This is a genomic window from Massilioclostridium coli (genome assembly GCF_900095865.1).
In the GTDB taxonomy this organism is placed as follows: Bacteria; Bacillota; Clostridia; order Oscillospirales; family Ruminococcaceae; genus Massilioclostridium; species Massilioclostridium facile.
The window spans coordinates 298,200-317,474 of the sequence record NZ_FMIZ01000006.1 but is presented as its reverse complement, the minus strand read 5'-3'; the positions used below and the strand labels follow the sequence as shown (position 1 = coordinate 317,474).

Annotated in this window: 10 protein-coding genes and 1 tRNA gene; 5 read left to right on the top strand and 6 right to left on the bottom strand. The window is 37.1% G+C overall.

Annotated features, from left to right (window positions below; translation table 11 throughout):
• Positions 1-124 precede the first annotated feature (124 nt).
• The 6 genes from BQ2683_RS03705 to BQ2683_RS03685 all read right to left on the bottom strand — a co-directional run bounded on the left by BQ2683_RS03705 (position 125) and on the right by BQ2683_RS03685 (position 6,764).
• Positions 125-1,453: a sensor histidine kinase gene (locus BQ2683_RS03705; protein WP_069987408.1), complete on the bottom strand. Its 1,329-nt coding sequence runs from the start codon at positions 1,451-1,453 to the stop codon at positions 125-127.
• A 2-nt stretch (positions 1,454-1,455) separates the two neighbouring features.
• On the bottom strand, positions 1,456-2,160 hold the full coding sequence (locus tag BQ2683_RS03700) for a LytR/AlgR family response regulator transcription factor (RefSeq protein WP_069987407.1): 705 nt from the start codon (positions 2,158-2,160) through the stop codon (positions 1,456-1,458).
• Between the two features lie 319 nt (positions 2,161-2,479).
• A complete protein-coding gene (locus tag BQ2683_RS13030; RefSeq protein WP_083256363.1) occupies positions 2,480-2,629 on the bottom strand; it encodes an AgrD family cyclic lactone autoinducer peptide in 150 nt (49 codons plus the stop codon).
• A gap of 1 nt (position 2,630) precedes the next feature.
• Positions 2,631-3,215, bottom strand: coding sequence for an accessory gene regulator ArgB-like protein (locus BQ2683_RS03695; RefSeq protein WP_069987406.1), 585 nt, complete (start codon positions 3,213-3,215; stop codon positions 2,631-2,633).
• A gap of 242 nt (positions 3,216-3,457) precedes the next feature.
• Positions 3,458-4,867, bottom strand: a complete 1,410-nt coding sequence (locus tag BQ2683_RS03690) for an amidophosphoribosyltransferase (protein WP_069987405.1) — start codon at positions 4,865-4,867, stop codon at positions 3,458-3,460.
• A gap of 277 nt (positions 4,868-5,144) precedes the next feature.
• Positions 5,145-6,764, bottom strand: a complete 1,620-nt coding sequence (locus BQ2683_RS03685) for a DUF1653 domain-containing protein (RefSeq protein WP_069987404.1) — start codon at positions 6,762-6,764, stop codon at positions 5,145-5,147.
• Between the two features lie 216 nt (positions 6,765-6,980).
• On the opposite strand from BQ2683_RS03685, the gene BQ2683_RS03680 reads away from it, so the two are divergent.
• The 5 genes from BQ2683_RS03680 (at position 6,981) to BQ2683_RS03660 (ending at position 19,208) form a co-directional block, all read left to right on the top strand.
• Positions 6,981-7,067: transfer RNA gene (locus BQ2683_RS03680), tRNA-Leu, on the top strand.
• A gap of 312 nt (positions 7,068-7,379) precedes the next feature.
• Entirely contained in the window at positions 7,380-8,288 is a 909-nt protein-coding gene (locus BQ2683_RS03675) for a hypothetical protein (RefSeq protein ID WP_069987403.1), read from the top strand.
• Positions 8,289-8,586: 298 nt separating this feature from the next.
• Positions 8,587-14,193, top strand: a complete 5,607-nt coding sequence (locus tag BQ2683_RS03670; RefSeq protein ID WP_069987402.1) for a family 78 glycoside hydrolase catalytic domain — start codon at positions 8,587-8,589, stop codon at positions 14,191-14,193.
• A gap of 587 nt (positions 14,194-14,780) precedes the next feature.
• Positions 14,781-15,845: a discoidin domain-containing protein gene (locus BQ2683_RS03665; RefSeq protein ID WP_069987401.1), complete on the top strand. Its 1,065-nt coding sequence runs from the start codon at positions 14,781-14,783 to the stop codon at positions 15,843-15,845.
• 66 nt (positions 15,846-15,911) lie between these two features.
• Positions 15,912-19,208 (top strand): alpha-L-rhamnosidase C-terminal domain-containing protein, encoded by a 3,297-nt coding sequence (locus BQ2683_RS03660; RefSeq protein WP_069987400.1) that lies wholly within the window; start codon positions 15,912-15,914, stop codon positions 19,206-19,208.
• The last annotated feature ends 67 nt before the right edge of the window (positions 19,209-19,275 follow it).

Below are 19,275 nucleotides of genomic sequence, written 5' to 3'. Positions count from 1 at the left end.
AAGCGGCTCCTTTTAGGGGGATGTATTTTTTAAGGCGATGGAATTTCGATAGCGCAAATAAGCTGGTTAGAATAGCAATAGGGGTTATTTGTTTTAGGGAATAGATGTTTTGGTTCAATAAACGCTACTTTAATTTGAAATATAGTATTAGATTTACACAGAAGAAGCTGTTTTCCTCATAAATATCAGTTTCACCATTGTATTTTTTCACTAGCTTTTTGACTTTTGGGATACCAAAGCCATGAAGATTTTTATCTTTTTTTGTAGTAAATAATTTTTCGTTACTTTTTAAGACAGAACCGGAAATCGAATTTTTTACAATAATACGAATAGAACGGCTATTTTCAAAAAGTTCAAAGTAAACTTCTTTTTTGTCCGTTTTGGGATTGGATTTATAATAATCTAAAATATTTTCCAATAAATTATCCAGTATTAAGCAGAGATCCATCTCGTTTAAACTGCTTTCCGCAATTGTTTTAAGGGAAGAAACTGAAAATGTTGTTTTAATACGTTCATCTTGCAGCAATGCCATTTTGTTATTGATTACACCATCGACTAAAATATTATCGGTAAAAACAAATCTTCTGGTCTGATCAATATAGTCCAGGTTTTCTTCCAGAAGTTTAATAGCACCTTCGGGATGATTATTTCTTAGCAGCGACAACAGTGATGTATGGTATGATTTTAAATCATGCCGCAAAGCATGTAGTTGCTGGTTGGAAGCTTTTAATTCTTCCGCAAATTGTTTTTTGGTTTGTTCCTTTTCCAGTGATATTTTATATTCAATTTGCTTTTGATTATCTTTTTGGGATCGGATAAATATCCAGTATGTTACGATATTTAAAATTAAGATAGAAAAAGCTGAAATCAAAATATAAATTAAATTTTCTTGCAAACTGTAATGAGAGATTAATACAACGCAGTATAGTAATAAAACTGAAATCAACGGATTGATAATGAGCATAACCCACCAACTTACCGTTGTATTGGTACGAAATTTAAAACGTACACTTAAACGAGAAAGATAGAAATAAAGGACTTTTGATAAAATCAGTAGAAAAATACGTCGTACATTACGTTCTGTTGTACTAGTATACCAAGAAGAATCAAAAATGATACTACAAAATCCTCCGGCAATTACTGATGTTGCAGCATCCAGTATGACAGTAAACACTGAGGTAAAACATTTTTGCCATTTTTCTCCCTGCAAACATAGTAATGAAAAGATAAAACAAATGGTCATTGAAGCGAGAACAGAGAAAAACTCTACTTTTGAAGGCAATGTGAAAAAAGTAATCTCTACAAATAACATTCCCCAAAAAAGCCATTTAAAATATTTCCATTTTTTCTCCTTTGTCTTATACCCTAAATATTGTATGACAAAATCGAGCATAATATAGGATTCTATCGCATTGGTTATTAATTCTATCACTATCCATAAACCAGTTGACATTCTTATCTCCTTGAAAATTGCATGAAAGCATCCTTAACGGACGAGGTATATGTGCGGCTGAGTGGAACCGATACTTCACCAGTTAAGAATAGTTCATGTTTGGAAATTTCCTCAATGTGGGCATAGTTGACCAAAAAACCTTTGTGGCAACGGATTAACCCATAACGCCCCACTTCTTTTTCAAACTGGTTAATTGTTTTTCGAATTTTATAGATGTTTTTTGCTGTATGTACCATAATATAATTTTTGGCACTTTCCACATACAAAATTTGCGGAATGCTAACAGATACCTGCTTACCTTCTGCATCCAATAAAATTTTTTGATTACGCTTTTGGATCCACTGAAGGAAACGTTTTACCAGATCCTCTAAATCTTCATCCAAACAGGATTTTCGAATAAATCCAAATGGACGGCATCGGATCGCCTCAAAAACAAGTTCTTCATGGCTGGTAACAAATGCGATGGGTAGATGTGGCTTTTTCTGGTTGAGGATGTTTGCCATTTCCATTCCATTTTTTCCGGGCATTTCTACATCCAGTAGAACCAAATCCACGGTGTTTTTTAAACAGTAACGAATGGCTGTATTGCTATCTGAAAATATACGATGGTCAATATTCAGATGTTTTTTTGAAAAGTAATGTGTTAATTTTTCCTGGATCAGTTTTAAAAATGCCCAACTGTCATCGCAAGTAACAATTATTAACATGACAGAAACTCCTTTTTGTCTTGAAATTTCCTTCCATACTAAGTATAAAGGATTTATCATTGGTTTTCAAGGGATGGCTAAAAAATAACAACCCATCCTGATGAACTACTATTTTATAGAAAAAACCGGAGTAAAATTTTACTCCGGTTTTTTGGGTTATAGTTACAGAATCATTTAAATAGAAAAATGTTGTGTGTTCGACATTTACTATTTGATTTACTGAGGAATTTGCTATCTACAGTTTTTTCAGTAACCTATAACCTCTTTACGAAAATTCCTTTATTTTAATTAATAAAAGAAGATGTTATCAAAAAGTAATCTATTTTTTATTTGCCAATCGAGCTGATAAATTAACTGGTTCTTTTGGTTGATGAGTATCAAAAATAGATGCTGTACCATTGGACATTCTAACTGTCCCCAATACCACTTTAGCAGCTTTTTTTGCAATCGATTTTTTTAAATTTTTCATTTTAACCGTCGCTCCTTAAAGAATGGTTTTTTATTATCCCCACAATCATCAACATGGAAATCACCAATAAAGTGGCGGCGATACAAACACCAATCGAGATATGATATGTGGTAAGGATAACCGCAGAAATGGAAAGCAACACCATCATAGTTAAGCTTATCTTCCGGTATTTTCGCCCTTGTTTTTTAGTAAACGGTTTATTTGGGTGTTCTACCGGGGAAAGACAAAAAGCTATGATTAACGCTACAATACAAAATATGATTGTACCCCATAACCACATTGTAAGAGGCAGCCAAACTGTTACACCATAAACTAACAAAAAAGCACCCACAAATGTCAGATTACATACCACATAAGTATCTGCATGAAATCCACCACTGTAAAGACGAATCCCAATCATACAGATTAAATAAACTACAGCATACCATACTTGATGAAGAATAATACCTGCTAACAATACCAACATGATTCCAAGAATACTGGATAAAACCAACTCTGTACCATATTGGTAAATGTCTTGTTCATCCTCTGTGATGACATTGTTTCTTAAAAAATAAGCAACAACTTTTTGAGAAATATGTTCCACTTGTTTGGCATTCCTTTCTTATCTACGTGTATTATTTTACCAGTTTTGCTCTAATTTTCAAGATATTTGGGACGAATGGCTATATACAGGGATGAACAGACATTTTTCAATTATTTTTTACAAATAAAGAAAGTATTTTACAAAAAATTATGGTAAATTACCTTTTATCGACAATTAAATTTTCTTTTTTAGCCCAATTATAAAAACTGCCAGGAGATAAATTCCTGGCAGTTTTTTCGCTTTTATTCTTTTCCGTTCCAACAGTAAGTACACAACTTGCATGGTTCAATTCCAATGGATTCGATCAAATCATCCAAGCGGTGGTATTTTAAGGAGGTGAATTTTAATTGTTTTTCAATTTCTTTTACCATTTCTTTGTAATTTGTGCTATCGGGGTTTGCGTAATCTTCCAGCATCTTTTCTGCTTGGTCGCCTTCCCGTTCTAAAATAATGCGGCGGGTGATTAGATCCAATTCCGATTTGGAACGGGAGAAATTTAAATATTTACAACCATACAACAATGGTGGACATGCTGGACGAATATGCACTTCTTTCGCACCACTTTGATACAATAATTCTGTTGTTTCCCGCATCTGTGTCCCGCGTACAATGGAATCGTCAATTAACAGCAGCTTTTTATTTTTAATCAATACATCCACTGGAATCAGTTTCATCCGGGCAATCAGGTTCCTCTGGCTTTGTTTGGTTGGCATAAAGGAACGGGGCCAAGTTGGGGTATATTTAATAAATGGGCGCGCAAATGGAGTGCCGGATTCATTTGCGTAGCCAATAGCGTGGGCGATGCCGGAATCCGGTATACCAGCGACAATATCCGGATGAACTTCGTCAGAATCACGTTTTGCCAACATTTTACCGCAGCGGTAACGCATATCCTCAACATTTACCCCTTCGTAGGTAGAAGTTGGATAGCCGTAGTATACCCACAGGAACGAACAGATTTTCATTTCTTTGCCCGGTTTGCTGACTGTTTCTACCCCTTCTGGTGTGATATACACAATCTCGGCAGGACCTAATTCTTTATAATCCTGATATCCCAGGTTAATATAAGCAAAGCTTTCAAATGAAACACAGTAGCCAGTCTCTTTTTTACCAACAATTAAAGAGGTTCTTCCCAGGCGGTCCCTGGCTGCATAAATCCCCTCATGGGTCATTACCAGTACTGTCATAGAACCGTCAATTACCTCCTGTACATATTTCAGGCCTTCCACAATACTATCTTTTTGGTTGATTAACGCCGCCACTAACTCGGTAGCATTAATATTGCCGCCACTCATTTCAAGGAAATGGGTCCTACCTTTTTCGTATGCCTCTTTTACCAGCTCATCTACATTATTGATTTTTCCAACCGTAGTAATCGCAAAGCTGCCTAAATGGGATTGCACCAACAGTGGCTGTGGCTCGCTGTCAGAGATACAGCCGATCCCCATTGTACCTTCCAGCTCGTCTACATCTCGTTCAAACTTTGTACGGAAAGGGGAATTTTCGATATTATGGATTGCGCGGTCAAATCCTTTTGGACCATAAACAGCCATTCCACCTCTGCGGGTTCCCAAATGTGAATGATAGTCTATTCCAAAAAATAAATCCATCACACAACTTTCTTTTGATACAACGCCAAATACTCCACCCATGAAGATAACCTCGTTCCTTTCAATTTAAAATTCTATTTATGATAGCTAATTACTGACAAAAATTTATCCCACTTACTATCCTACTAGAAAGGGGAAAATAAACACTATCTTTTATTATATAGGAAAACATACAAAAAGAAAACCTATTTTTTTGTTTCAAAAAAAATTCTGATAAAATGTTAAATTTTTTCCCTGCTTCCTCCATGAAAAATTGTGATGATATCCAGTAAACAATAAAAACGCAGTCCTATTCTTTGTAATAGAACTGCATTTTTTGTTATTCTTCGCCAATATAACGGAACCGGGGCTGTTGGATGCCATCCCGTTCCACAATTTCGTAAAACATATCCGCTGGACGTATCCAGGTAGAGCCATCCCCGTATAGTTGTTGATAGACTACATACCACTCCTGGGTTTCGGAATGCCGCGCGAAATCAATGACCAGATAGTCGTTCCCTTTAAAATGACGGTATCTCCCTAGCCGCCATTTTTGCTCGTCAGATAGTTCTAATTTTTCTACTGGTGATTCCTTCGGACTATGCCATTGGAATATGTCCTGAGTCTCCAATAGAACCATTGCGGAGTTTGCTGGGATCGCAAGCTGGAATTTACCACCATCATTTTTAAAAGCTGTACCATCTCGCAACAGGTCCATCAGCATAGCGCAGTTCGCATATAGCTCCATTGTTTCTTCATGGTCTGCCAGATTTAACACAATATAAATTACTTGCCCGTCTGTATAACGTTTAAAAATCAGCTGTTCATTTTTGATTTGCACGTTTTCAAATTTACCGTATTGAATGGCAGGAAAATATTGACGGATTTGAGCTAATCTAGATAGGTGGGAAACCAATGCTGGGTTTTTCCCTTGCATTTCAGTGAGATCCAGACAAGGACGCAGGGGACTATCGTCATCTCTCGTCCTTTTTCCTTCAATTCCCCATTCGCTTCCGTAATAAAGGGAAGGTGCCCCAGGCATGGTATATAAAATTGTATATACATTTTGTAGATGTTTTTTATCATTTAAATGGGAAGCTAGGCGGTCTACATCATGGTTATCCACAAAATTATAGGTATAAATGTTTTGATAAATTCCTCCATTGCCAAATTGCCGGTTTAAGGAATGGGCAATTTCAAAATAGTTTTTATCATTATGGGAGGAATATAACCCTTTATAACACTCATAATTCGTAGTAGAATCCAACATTTCAGGGTTTGCCCAACGGTTGTAGTCCCCATGGATAATTTCCCCCATCAACCAGAAATCAGATTTTTTAGAGGTAGTAAAATGCTTTAGAGTACGGAAGAAATCCATATCTACACAATCAGCAGCATCCAATCGCAATCCATCAATGCCAAAATCATCGATCCATTTTCCAACCGCATTGAGTAAATGCTCTACTACCTCTGGATTGCGAAGGTTCAGTTTTACCAGATCAAAACAGCCGTTCCAAGCTTCATACCAAAATGGATCTCCCATTGGGCTGCCACCGCCAAAATTAAGGTTGTGGAACCAACTGCAATAATGGGAGTTTTCCCGTTTCTCCTGTACATCTTTAAACGCCCAGAACTCTCTTCCTACATGGTTAAACACTCCATCTAATACGATGCGAATACCATTTTGATGGAGTTGTCGGCAAATTTCTTGAAATGATTCATTGGTTCCCAGGCGTTTATCTATCGTATAATAGTCTTTTGTATCATATCCATGTCTGCTGGATTCAAATACTGGACCTAGATAAACAACATTGATGCCTAACATTTTTAAATGGGGAATCCATTCTATCAATTTTTCAAAACGGTTTACTGGTTCAATTTCCTCATTATATTTTGGCGCTCCACAAAATCCTAAAGGATAAATATGATAAAAAACTGCTTGGTGAATCCAGTGGCTCATTGTTCTCTTCCTTTCTTTCACACAGGCTATTTTAGTGATAACAAAAGACAACGATTTTATACAAATAAAATTTAATTTATTATAACATATTGCCGGAAAAACAACAATTGTAGGAACGACAAAAAATTTAATTTTTTTTCTAAAAATCCTTGACAGAATAAAACTGCCGTGATATAATAGCTAAGCAGTTCGAGTTTCGGACTTAAAATTAGATATGCGGATGTGGCGGAATCGGCAGACGCGCTAGATTCAGGTTCTAGTGAGAGCAATCTCATATGGGTTCAAGTCCCTTCATCCGCACCAGAGCGAGTCTGGACGCAAGTTGCGTTCAGGCTTTTTTGTTTTTATGAGTGATAATCTTGTTTTTATTGCGGCTCTCTTTTTTATAATACAACTGTAAATTATAAACCACATTTTAGGCAATAGAAATTAGGATGTAGTTTTTTCTTTATATCATTTTCAATAAATTATTTTCTATCAGAAGGATATTTTATCTCCAATTAAATGATGAATTTATATTACTTTGTGGTATCATGTTCAAAAACTATTTTTCAAATAGAACGATATATCATTTGATGATGTGATTTAAAATGAAGTAAAACGAGGATATTTTCAATGAGATTACTTGAAAAATTAGTGAAGTGGAAATGCTGTTTCACAACAAAAAATATAGCCATTATTTCTAGTACATTAGCCGTGTTGATTATTACCAGTATAGCGTTGTTTACTTACCAACTCTCTAATCTGACAACAACAGATAATAACAACAGTTTATCAAGTCCTTTGGAAAGTGCACAGGAGAGCAGCAGAAAAACTTTTTCTGTCGATAGTTCTATGCAACCTCAAGTTTCTGAAACCATTTCTGATATACCAATAACCTCAACTGATGCACAAACATTAACTGAGACAGAAACATCAAAGGTACAACCATGTCACCATAATTATAGGAATGAAGTGGTTCCACCTACTTGTTCTGAGCAAGGTTATACGATTCATACTTGCCAGAATTGTGGATATCAGTATATAGACTGTTATGCTGCACCACAACATGATTATGGAAAATACCTTTGTATTAATTGCGGAATGCCAGATCCATCTGCGGATCCCTTTTACGCCTTGAACGCATGGATGGCAAAAAATGTTCCATACAACGAAGAGATACAGGGATATGAATGGATATACCAAGTTGGGGATGAAAAATATATTATTTCTACTCTAGGCGGTGGAGATGCTATTGTATTACAATACTGTTTTGGTGACGAAGATTTGGATTTGTATTTTTCAGCATCTGATTTTCTGGATACTTATTATAGCAAAGGGGAAGAGGGCGGAAGATATTTAATGGATAAATCTGACTTGATTGTTCCATCTAAACCATTATTTGATAAAGATTTTGCTTATATGTCACAAGAATTTGTTGAGCAGTATAGTAAGAGAATTGATGATACAATCAATGTGGCGCAAAACCAAATGTTATCTACGATAGGGATGAATCTAAAATCCTTTGGTTTTCCTTCCTTATAACGATACCGATAAAGAATTTATATGCCTTGCAGAATTTTTCTGTAAGGTTTTTTGTTTGTAAAAAAATAGATTTATCATTTATAGCAAATAACAAGTAGTAAAAAAACAGTTTTAAATTGTTTAATTTTTACAAATAAGATAAAATGTATTTGGAAATTAATACAAAAATTTTAAATATCTATTTCTTTTTTATAGAAAGAAGAGTATAATTTACTATATAAATCATTGGGACCTTTTAATTGAAGAAAGGAGGTTTTCATTTTTCGTATTAACTATTTTACTTAAGGAGGAAAAAACATTGAAGAGAAAAAATCGTATACTTGCGTTGGTTTTAGCGTTGTGTCTAATGTTATCTGTTTTTACACCAATCAATATTTTTGCGGCAGACACAAACGAAACCACTATTACAAACTTAAGGGCAGAAGATGCGGTAAACCCTGTAGGGATTGATGTAACGAACCCTACTTTCAGTTGGCAGATGGAATCTTCTGTAATTGGACAACATCAAACGGCATATCAGGTTGTTGTAGCAAAAGACAAAGATTTGTCCCAAAAAGTTTGGGACTCTAAAAAGCAGGAAAGTAGTGTATCGATAGGAATCCAGTATGCTGGGGATGCTTTACAAGCATCTACTACCTATTTTTGGAAAGTAACTGTATGGGATAAAGACCAACAGGCAATTCAATCTGATATTGCTACTTTTGAAATGGGCTTATTGGGAGAGGATGCTTGGAACGATTCCCAATGGATTCAGATGGGAACTTCTACTGAAACTCCTGTAGACCCAGAACCTATTCATCTAGACTATACCCTGGAAGCTGATATTCAGATTGTTAACACAGGAGTTGCCTTAGTATTTGAAGCGGAAGATAAGGACAACTACTTAATGTGGCAGGTAAGAACAGCAAAAGAAGATGCAACAAAATTGCAGCTTCGTCCACATTTTAAAAAGAATGGTAATTTTAATGCATTAGAAGATGTGGATATTACAGAATATATGAAAGAAGATGTAAAGGCTGTTCAACATTTAAAAATAGAAGTTACCAATGATCAGATTGACACCTATATCAATGGAAATTTAGTAAATACTTGTCCAAAATCCAGTTTAGCTGGTGTTGGATTGAATGGTGAAATCGGAAATATTGGATTCCGTACCAGTTCTGCTGAACAAGAAGATGGCTGGTTGGACAACATTGTTTTAACAGATTATTCTACAAACGCTGATGGAATTGTCGTTAAAAATTATAATTTTGATGATGGAAAAAATCCATTTGGCGGTGGAACTATTGTTGACGGTAGATTAAGTACCCATTTTGTAGGTTCTGATGATACTTATGTGGAACCATTTGATCCTGAGACTGGAGAAAAAGAACCTGTACACTATGTAGTGGAAGCGGATGTTACTTGTTCAAATACTGCGGTTAGCCTGTTGTTTAATGCAATGGATAGCAATAATTTCTATATGGTACAACTAAACATCAAAGACCAACCGGGTAAAGTAATGTTTAAACCGCATACCTGGAAAAATGGAAGCTACGCAACCTATGCTTCCCATACGAAAGATGTAACTTCAGCAATTGGAAGTATTGAAGAGTTTAAAACAAAACCTGCACACATCAAATTAGATGTTACACAGGATGAAATTAATACTTATATTAATAACCAATTAGTAGATACTTTTACAATTGGCGAGATAAGTGACCAAAGCACTACAGGTATCCCAGTCCAAATTGGTATGTTAGGGTTCCGTGCTGATGGAAACGAATCTGGTACAGTAGATAACTTCACCTTAGTGGATTACACAGATTCTCAGGAAGGAGAAGTTGTTTATAACTATCATTTTGACGATGGACAAAATCCATTTTTACAGGGTTCTATCAATGAAAATGGAGAATTTGTAGCAAGTGGTGGATTTGGTATCTTACTTCCTCCACAAGGAATCCCTACTTTCCGTAAGGAAATTACACCAGAACAGAATTTGGCTTCTGCTAAATTATATGTAACAGGACTTGGTGTATTTGATGTATTTATTAATGGGGAACGAGTTGGTACCCGTCAAGAAGACGGCTCCATGGTATATGATGAATTAAAACCAGGGTATACCCAGCCATTAAAACGTGTATTTAGCTATACCTATGATGTTACTCAAATGATAAACGAAGGAGAAGCCAATACCGTTGTGGCAAATGTCAGCTCTGGTTGGTGGAATGGTGCTGTTGCAGGAAATCAAGGAAAAAACAATGCGTTCCGTGCCCAGATATTACTGACCTATACGGATGGCAGCCAAAAAGTAATTGGCACTGATAGGACATGGAAAACCTCTTTACAAGGTCCTATCGTTTTTGGAGATATTTTTAACGGTGAAACTTATGATGCGAATGCGGATACATCTTTCCGCTATAATGGGTATGATGACTCTACTTGGAACTATGCGGATATCAACCAGGAATTCAGTGGTGAGATTGTTTCGCAAATCGGACCTTCTGTTCGTGTACGGGAGGACCTGACAGTAAACACAAAAACAGTTACCGTATATGATGGTGCGATTGATGCAAATGAAAGCCAACATGGTAAAATTAATGTAACTGGAACTTATCAGGATGGGGAATCCTTTACGTTGCAGCCAAATGAAAAAGCGGTAATTGACCTGGGTCAAAACTTTGCTGGATGGGAAAAAATCCAAGTAGAAGGACCAAAAGGTGCTATGCTAACCATGAGACATGGTGAAATGCTGAACGATAATGATGGTTTAAAATCCCGCGGAAATGACGGCCCAGAAGGTAGCATTTATACTGCAAACCTGCGCTCTGCTCAAGCTACTGGACGTTATATTTTAAGTGGAAATGGAATCGAAACTTATCAGGCAAGCGCTACTTTCTATGGATTCCGTTACCTGGAAATCAGCACAACACAACCAGTGACAATCCATAATGTAAAAGGAATTGTGGTAACATCCGTTGCAGAAAATACAGGTACTTTATCTACTGGAAACACGGATGTAAACCAGCTAATCAGTAATATTTTCTGGGGACAATACAGCAACTATTTGTCCGTTCCAACAGACTGCCCACAACGTGACGAACGTCAAGGATGGTCTGCTGATACACAGGTGTTCTCTACCGCAGCTTCCTATAATGCAGATTCCAAAGGATTCTTACAAAAATGGATGCAAGATATGAAAGATTCTCAGGCAAGCAATGGCGCTTATCCAGATACAGCACCAGCTACTCGTTTTGGCGGTACAGGACAGCTTGGTTGGGCGGATGCAGGAATTATTGTTCCATATAACTTGTACAAGATGTATGGAGATAAATCTGTAATTGAAGAAAACTATGAATCCATGCAGAAATACATTGATGTATTCTTAGCTTCTACAGATAAAAAAGGCGCAGGCCATTCCTATGGTGACTGGCTGGCATACGAAAGCAATGACGATGATATGAAATCATTGCTGGGTATTGCTTATTATGCTTGGGATGCCCAGATGATGGCTGAAATGGCTGAAGTATTAGGTAAAACAGATGACGTTACCAAATATCAAGAAATTTATGAAATCGAAAAAGAATACTTCCAGCAGCAGTATGTCAATGAAGATGGTAGCTTAAAACGTGGAGAACAAACCGCATGTCTGTTTGCGTTATTCCTTGACTTATTACCAAATGAAGAATCTGAAGCAATCGTAGAACAAACCTTATTGGATAATATTTCTAGAAATGGAAATAAATTGCAAACAGGATTTTTAGGTACTTCCATTATTATGCAAACCTTAAGCAAAATTGGAGCAGATGATGTTGCGTACCAATTGTTGCTACAACACGGTAACCCATCTTGGCTGTACTCTGTGGATCAGGGTGCAACTACTATTTGGGAAAGATGGAATTCTTATACCAAAGAAACCGGTTTTGGCGATGTTGGAATGAACTCCTTTAACCATTATTCTTATGGTGCGGTAGCAGAATGGATGTATGGTTACATGGCTGGTATTATGTATGATTTTGATCAGCCTGGATTTAAACATATTGTATTACAACCAACACCAGATCAGTTAATTGGACATGTGGATTGTTCCTATACCTCTGAATATGGTACTATTGTAAGCAACTGGGATTATGAAGATGGACAGTTTATTTATGATGCAGTTATCCCAGCAAATACAACCGCTACTATTTATGTTCCAGTAGAAGATGGAAAATCCATTACAGTGAATGGAAAAGCACCAGAAGAAGTTACGACTGAAACAGATGGTTTAATTTATGTTAAAACCGAAGATGGTAAAGCAGTATTTGAAGCAGTATCTGGTTCTTATCAATTTAAAGCTGGAGTAACCGAGTATTGTTATATTGATGTAGAACAAGCAGATGAAACGGTCCCATACCAAATTAGTGTGAATGGTGGCGAATTGCAGAGTGTTCCAACTACCATTAAAACAGTAGCGAATGAGCCTATTACAATACAGGCAGTTGTTAAAAATGATGTGGATTACAGCTTCCAACAATGGAGCGGTGATGCAACATCCACAGACCAGACGATTACTATTACACCAACTGATAATATGACATTATCTGCTCAATTTAAATGGAGTGGATATGATGACTTAGCACTTGGTGCAAAAGTAACTGCAAATAGTGTTTATACTGCAGCTGGATGGAGTGCTGACTATTTAACAGATGGTATCTTAAACCATTTGGGAGGAAATAATGGATTTACCAGTGAGAGTTATGGAACAAATTCTCCAGATATCAGTAACAATCCATTTGAGTTGGTTGTTGATTTGGGAGAAGTAAAAGAATTTGACCGAATCCAATTGTATCCACGTACAGATGATTTCTCTCCAGAAGGAAAGACATTTAACTTCCCTGTAAAATATGAAATCAATATAAGTGAAAATGGTATAGACTACACTACTATCTATGAACAGGATGAAGATAATGCTCCTGTATGGAAACCTCTTGTAATTTCTTGCGAAACATTACAACAGGCTCGTTATATTCAAGTAAGAGCCTTTACATTGGGTACCCGTGATGTTCCAGGCAGTGATGGATATCGTTTCCAATTGGCAGAATTAGGTGTATACAATACTACTGAATCTCCAGAACCACCTGTAGAAACAGACAAAGATATCCTGAACAAAGTAATCGTATACGCAGAAGAACAAAAAGCATCTGATGACTTTAACAATGTTATCGCAGATGTACAGGAATCCTTCAACGCAGCATTGGATGCAGCAAAAGAAATTGCGGCTGATCCAGCAGCAACTCAGGATGCAGTAGATGCAGCATGGAAAGCATTGATGACCGAAATCCATAAACTGGGCTTTGTAAAAGGTGACATCACATCCTTAGAATCCCTGGTAGCATTGGCGGAAACCTACGACATGAATGACTTTGTAGAAGCAGGCCAAGCAGAATTCCAGGAAGCATTGAAAGCAGCACAAGATTTATTAGCGGATAAAGACAATGCAATGCAGGTAGAAATCGAAACAGCAGAAAGCAATCTGTTGAATGCGATGTTGAACCTGAGATACAAAGCAGATAAATCCATCCTGGAAAAAGTAATTGCGGAAGCCAACGGCAAGGATGCAAACGCATATACAGAGGAAAGCTATGCAGTACTGGAAGCAGCAGTAGCAGAAGCAAACGCAGTAATGGCGAACGAAGATGCAACTCAGGAAGAAGTAGACGCAGCAGTAGAAAGAGTACAAGAAGCAATGAAAGGTCTGGTAGCAGTAGAAAAACCATCTACCGAAACACCAGATGAGAACAAAGCGGATGGTACACAAACAGGGCAAGAATCTACCACAACAAAAGCAAACGCAGCGAAAACAGGCGACTTTGCGCCAATTGCTGGTATTATGGTTCTTGCATTAGCAGGTACTGCAGCCATCCTTAGCCGTAGAAAAAAATAATTCTATTGAAATAGTTTTATAGTTTAAAAAGATAGCAGGTTATAATAGCCTGCTATCTTTTTTGTTTATTGTTCGTCTAAGCAAAACCAAATCCCCAGTTTTACCCAGAATAGAAAGAGAAAGTTTTAGAGGAAATAATTTTCATTAAAAAACCTACTTTTGCAGGGCAAAAGTATACAGAACAGAGATTGACGGTTAATCACATAGACTGTTGGTGTTTAATGGAACCAGATAGCAGGGTGATGCTAAGTACCTCTTGAGGGGTTATCCGGCAGTAGGCTTTCCCAGAGCCTACACAAGCCATCACTTTAATAGTAGTTTTAGCTTTTATAGTTGGATGTTATATACAAATAGATAATAGGATGTTGGTATAAAACAATAAATTTTTTTAAAAATATTGTCTTTTTATATAGTTATATTATAATATAAACTGACATTATATTACTTTTCACATAAATAACTATAAAATAAAATTGATACGAGATAACTTAATCCTATAAAAAAGGAGGGAGATAAAACAAATTAATTGTAGAAATTTTAAATTGAGATGAAAAGCAGAAAAATAAGAAAGTAGAGAGGAATTATTTATGAAACGATTTGCAAAAACAACAGCATTATTGCTGGTGTTGTCCTTGATGATGGCAATTATTTGTCCAACTATTTCGTATGGGAAAAACCTCGGAGAGAATGAAGGGTGGTTAGAGGTTACAGCAAGCACTTCTAGCAATGCAAATAGCTCGTTAACTGCACAAAATTTGGTGGATGGAAATGAAGATTCTTTTTGGTCTTCTAGTGGGTATCAGACAGATACTCCTCCTGAGGGGGATTATGCTGTACTCTCTTTCCAGGGAACTGCATCTGTTTCCAAAATTGTAATTACTCCAAGGAAAGGGTTTACTTCTACCTTCCCAAAAGATTTTAAATTACAATATACCATAAACAAAAAAGACTGGATTGATCTTGCAAGCTATGAGGATTATCAAGCAACAGAGGAAGAACAAGTATTTACTTTCGATCAACCAATAGAAGCAAAAAAAGTAAGAATTGTTGGTACACGATATGGGGTAGATGATTTTAATACTTATTATATGCAGATTGCTGAGATGAAAGTATATGGAAGTATTATTGCCCCTCCAAATCCTCCTATCTGGGGAAGCTCTCCAATTACAGAGCCTTATGAGTATGTTGCTGATGGAAGTTTTAGTGGAGAAGAACAGCCCTATTCTCCAGATCCACTAGTTAATTACCGTTGGGATAATCCAACAGCGGATGATGATTTAGAAATATTTTTAAGAAAACCAGTTTCTGCTACAACAGAACAGGAAGATGCATTTCAAAGATTAGATTCCGCTACTACAGACAATGTAGATATTGAAGTAACAGGAGAAGGAACTATTTTATTGGACTTTGGTGTAGAGTTTGCTGGATGGTTGGAAATTGACAGCCCCGATTTATCTGGAGAGCTTACCTTAGGAGTTAGTGAATATAATCAGCCAGCCTTTGTAAATTCTGGTCCACAATCTCCTTCTAAAACAGCGGCTCCAGTGAAATATGGTGATACATATCGGTTAGAGTTGAACTCTGAATTGTATGAAGGTGTTCGATTTGGATTTATTAATGTAACAAATTTTGATCAACCATTTCATATTTAAGATATCCGTCTAGTTTGCCAGACAAAACCTGTCAATTACGAGGGCAGCTTTGACAGTGATAACGAGATGTTAAATAAAATTTGGTATACCGCAGCTTATGATGTTCGTGCTAATCTGAAAAAAGATTACATGGCGGCTATTCTAATGGACCGTGGGGATCGTCATTCTTGGACAGGGGATGCTTATCCAACCCAGGCGGCCTCTTTAGTGGCTTTTTATAATACCGATTTTGTATTGGAAAATATGCGATATACTTCTACACGCTCCAATGGTATTGAAAGTTATGAGTTATATTGGGTATTAAGTTTAATTGATTATTATGAATATACTGGTGACCAACAGGGGGTCAAATCTTTATTAAGTGAAGCCACCAAACGGTTAGACCATGCCTATGATATTTATGGAACCAATCCAAATTTAGGATTTTATGGATGGGATGAACGACTAGGTGCTGGGTTTGAAAACCCAAATATTGAGGAAAACCAGAATGGATATCAACTTCTCTCCATCCAGGCATGGAAAGATTTTTCTGAGGTATTACGTGACCTTGGAGAAACTGAGTTAGCGGATAAATATCAAGGATATGCTGATGAAAAAACAGCGGAATTGCAGAGTGACCCTAAATGGTATCAAAAATATGGAATCCATGCTTTTTCCGATGCAGTAAATGCGGACGTTTTACCAGAAGAAGCGGAAGCGCAAATTGCTGAAACTTATTTTACAGATCGTATAAATCGTTTATCTTATTCTCCGTTTAACCAGTATTTTATTTTACAGGCTATGGGGGAAACAGGAAGATATGATGATGCAATTTCTTCTATTTTAGATTTGTGGGGTGGACAGATTGAATATGGTGGTACTACATTCTTTGAAACTTACCGTCCACAATGGAATGCTGAACTGGATCAAAATGGACCAGTACCAAATAACCAGGCAGGTTATACTAGTTTAGCTCATCCTTGGAGTGCAGGAGTACTACCTTGGATGAATGAAGAAATTCTTGGAATTCACGCGACACAGCCAGGATTTACTACTTTTGAGGTTACCCCTCATTTAGGTAGACAGTTAACCAGGGTTTCTGGAAGCACAATGACCCCTTATGGAAAGATAGAAGTTTCTTTTGATACCAATACAGGGGATTGTAGCGTTATCGTTCCAGAGGGGACGACAGCGAAAATTGGCATTCCAAAAGTAGAAAAAGAAATCACTTCAATTTCTATGAATGGAGCTCTCCAGGAAATTAAACAACAGGATGAAACTTTTGTTTACTTTGAAGTTTCTGGTGGTAATTATCAATTTAAAGTAAACTATGAAGGTACTACACCTACCTATACAGCACCAGTATATAAATATGACGCTGAAATTTTAGGAACAGATACAACAACCCAAGGAAACTGGGGTGGCGTATATGGTTCTGAAGGCTATGTTTTGTGCGCCTATAATGGCGGAGACGTACGTGTATTACCCGATTATGTAGAAGATATCCAGTACACCAAAGCAAATTCTACCCAATGGGCAGAAAACACCAATGATGTACGGGCATTGGCTAGCAACCGGTTGAATTTGGAAAACAGGAACATTGGTGCCCTATACACCAATGACCCAATCGCTTGCCAGCAAACCTTTACTGTGGATATTCAATTAAAGGAACAGAGAGAATACACAGTTGCCCTTTATTTTGTGGACTGGGACAGCGACAATACAAGGCAGCTGGCAATTGAAATGTTTGATGGCGATACTTTAAATATGGTAGCACCTGTAAAAGTGGTAAAAGATTATTCAGATGGTGCATATGTAATTTATCAATATGATAAATCTGCACGGTTCCGAATTGACCAAATGAGAGGGGCAAATGCTACCTTGAGTGGTATTTTCTTTGGAACAGGTATGGGGGATGATCCAATCATCACAACCACTACGGTGGATGACCAGGATCCACAAGTTTCTTATGAAGGTAACTGGACCCATGACCCTATACAGGGCGCTTGTAACGAAACCTTTAGCTATTCTAATATTGCAGGCAACAAGGCAAGCTTCCAATTTGAAGGAGATGGCATTGCTTTGTTAGCAAGCAGGGAATCCAACCGTGGAATTGCACAGGTGATTGTGGACGGAACACCATATGATAAGATTGATTTGTATTCCCCTACTATCATACGTCAATCTGAAGTATTTAGATTGGATAATTTATCAGAGGGTACGCACACCATAGAGGTTGTAGTAACAGGGGAACAAAATCCAGCAGCCTCTGGTTGTTATGTTGATGTAGATGCCTTTGTAGTTTCTAATATTGTGCAGACAGTAGAATCTGTTGCCAGTCAATTGGAAACTCCAATTATTGCACAAGATGATACTCAGTTAACAATGCCAGAAGTTCCAGAAGGCTTTATAGTAGAACTGACAAATACAAGTCATTCTGAAATTATTTCCTTAGATGGAAAAATTACAAATCCAGAAACAGATACAGAAGTAGAATTAACATTTACAGTTTCTAAAGATGGAAGATCTGCAACTGCAGTAAGGACAGTATCCGTTCCTGGTAAACCAGCAGAACCGGTAGAAACTAATAAGGATATTCTGAATAAAGTCATTGCCTATGCGGAAAACGCAGCAGATAGCGATGAGTTTGATAATGTAATTGCAGATGTACAGGAAACCTTTAAAGCAGCATTGGATGCAGCAAAATTAGTCGCAAAAGATGATATGGCAACCCAGGAAACTGTGGATACAGCATGGAAAGCATTACTGACAGAAATCCATAAACTAGGCTTTGTGAAAGGCGATATTACTTCCTTAGAAGATTTGGTAGCATTGGCAGAAACCTACGACATAAATGACTATGTAGAAGCAGGCCAGGCAGAATTTCAGGAAGCATTGAAGGCAGCACAAGATTTATTGGCTGATAAAGACAATGCAATGGCAGAAGAAATCGAAGTGGCAGAAAGTAATCTGTTGAACGCGATGTTGAACCTGAGATACAAAGCGGATAAATCCATCCTGGAAAAAGTGATTGCGGAAGCGAATGAAGTTGATTCCAATGCATACACAGCGGAAAGCTACGCAGTACTGGAAGCAGCAGTAGCAGAAGCAAACGCAGTGATGGCGAACGAAGATGCAACCCAGGAAGAAGTAGATGCAGCAGTAACAAGTGTACAGGAAGCAATGAAAGGGTTAGTAGCAGTAGAAATACCAACTAACGAAACACCAGCAGATAACAATGCGGACGGGACACAAACAGGACAAGAATCTACTACGACAAAAGCAAATGCAGCCAAAACAGGTGATACAACTCCAGTAGCGGGAGCGATTGCTGCAACGATTGCGGGAGTAGTACTGTTGGCAATCCGTAAGAAAAATAAATAACTTATCATAAAATTAAAAAAGAAAAAACAGACATTAAATAAGATGTATTGACAAAGTTTTTATAGGT

What these genes read in the sequence shown, in the direction of transcription:
- BQ2683_RS03705 (WP_069987408.1), bottom strand. Translation starts at nt 1,453, where the DNA reads ATGTCAACTGGTTTATGGATAGTGATAGAATTAATAACCAATGCGATA.
- BQ2683_RS03700 (WP_069987407.1), bottom strand. Translation starts at nt 2,160, where the DNA reads ATGTTAATAATTGTTACTTGCGATGACAGTTGGGCATTTTTAAAACTG.
- BQ2683_RS13030 (WP_083256363.1), bottom strand. Translation starts at nt 2,629, where the DNA reads ATGAAAAATTTAAAAAAATCGATTGCAAAAAAAGCTGCTAAAGTGGTA.
- BQ2683_RS03690 (WP_069987405.1), bottom strand. Translation starts at nt 4,867, where the DNA reads ATGGGTGGAGTATTTGGCGTTGTATCAAAAGAAAGTTGTGTGATGGAT.
- BQ2683_RS03685 (WP_069987404.1), bottom strand. Translation starts at nt 6,764, where the DNA reads ATGAGCCACTGGATTCACCAAGCAGTTTTTTATCATATTTATCCTTTA.
- BQ2683_RS03675 (WP_069987403.1), top strand. Translation starts at nt 7,380, where the DNA reads ATGAGATTACTTGAAAAATTAGTGAAGTGGAAATGCTGTTTCACAACA.
- BQ2683_RS03665 (WP_069987401.1), top strand. Translation starts at nt 14,781, where the DNA reads ATGAAACGATTTGCAAAAACAACAGCATTATTGCTGGTGTTGTCCTTG.
- BQ2683_RS03660 (WP_069987400.1), top strand. Translation starts at nt 15,912, where the DNA reads ATGTTAAATAAAATTTGGTATACCGCAGCTTATGATGTTCGTGCTAAT.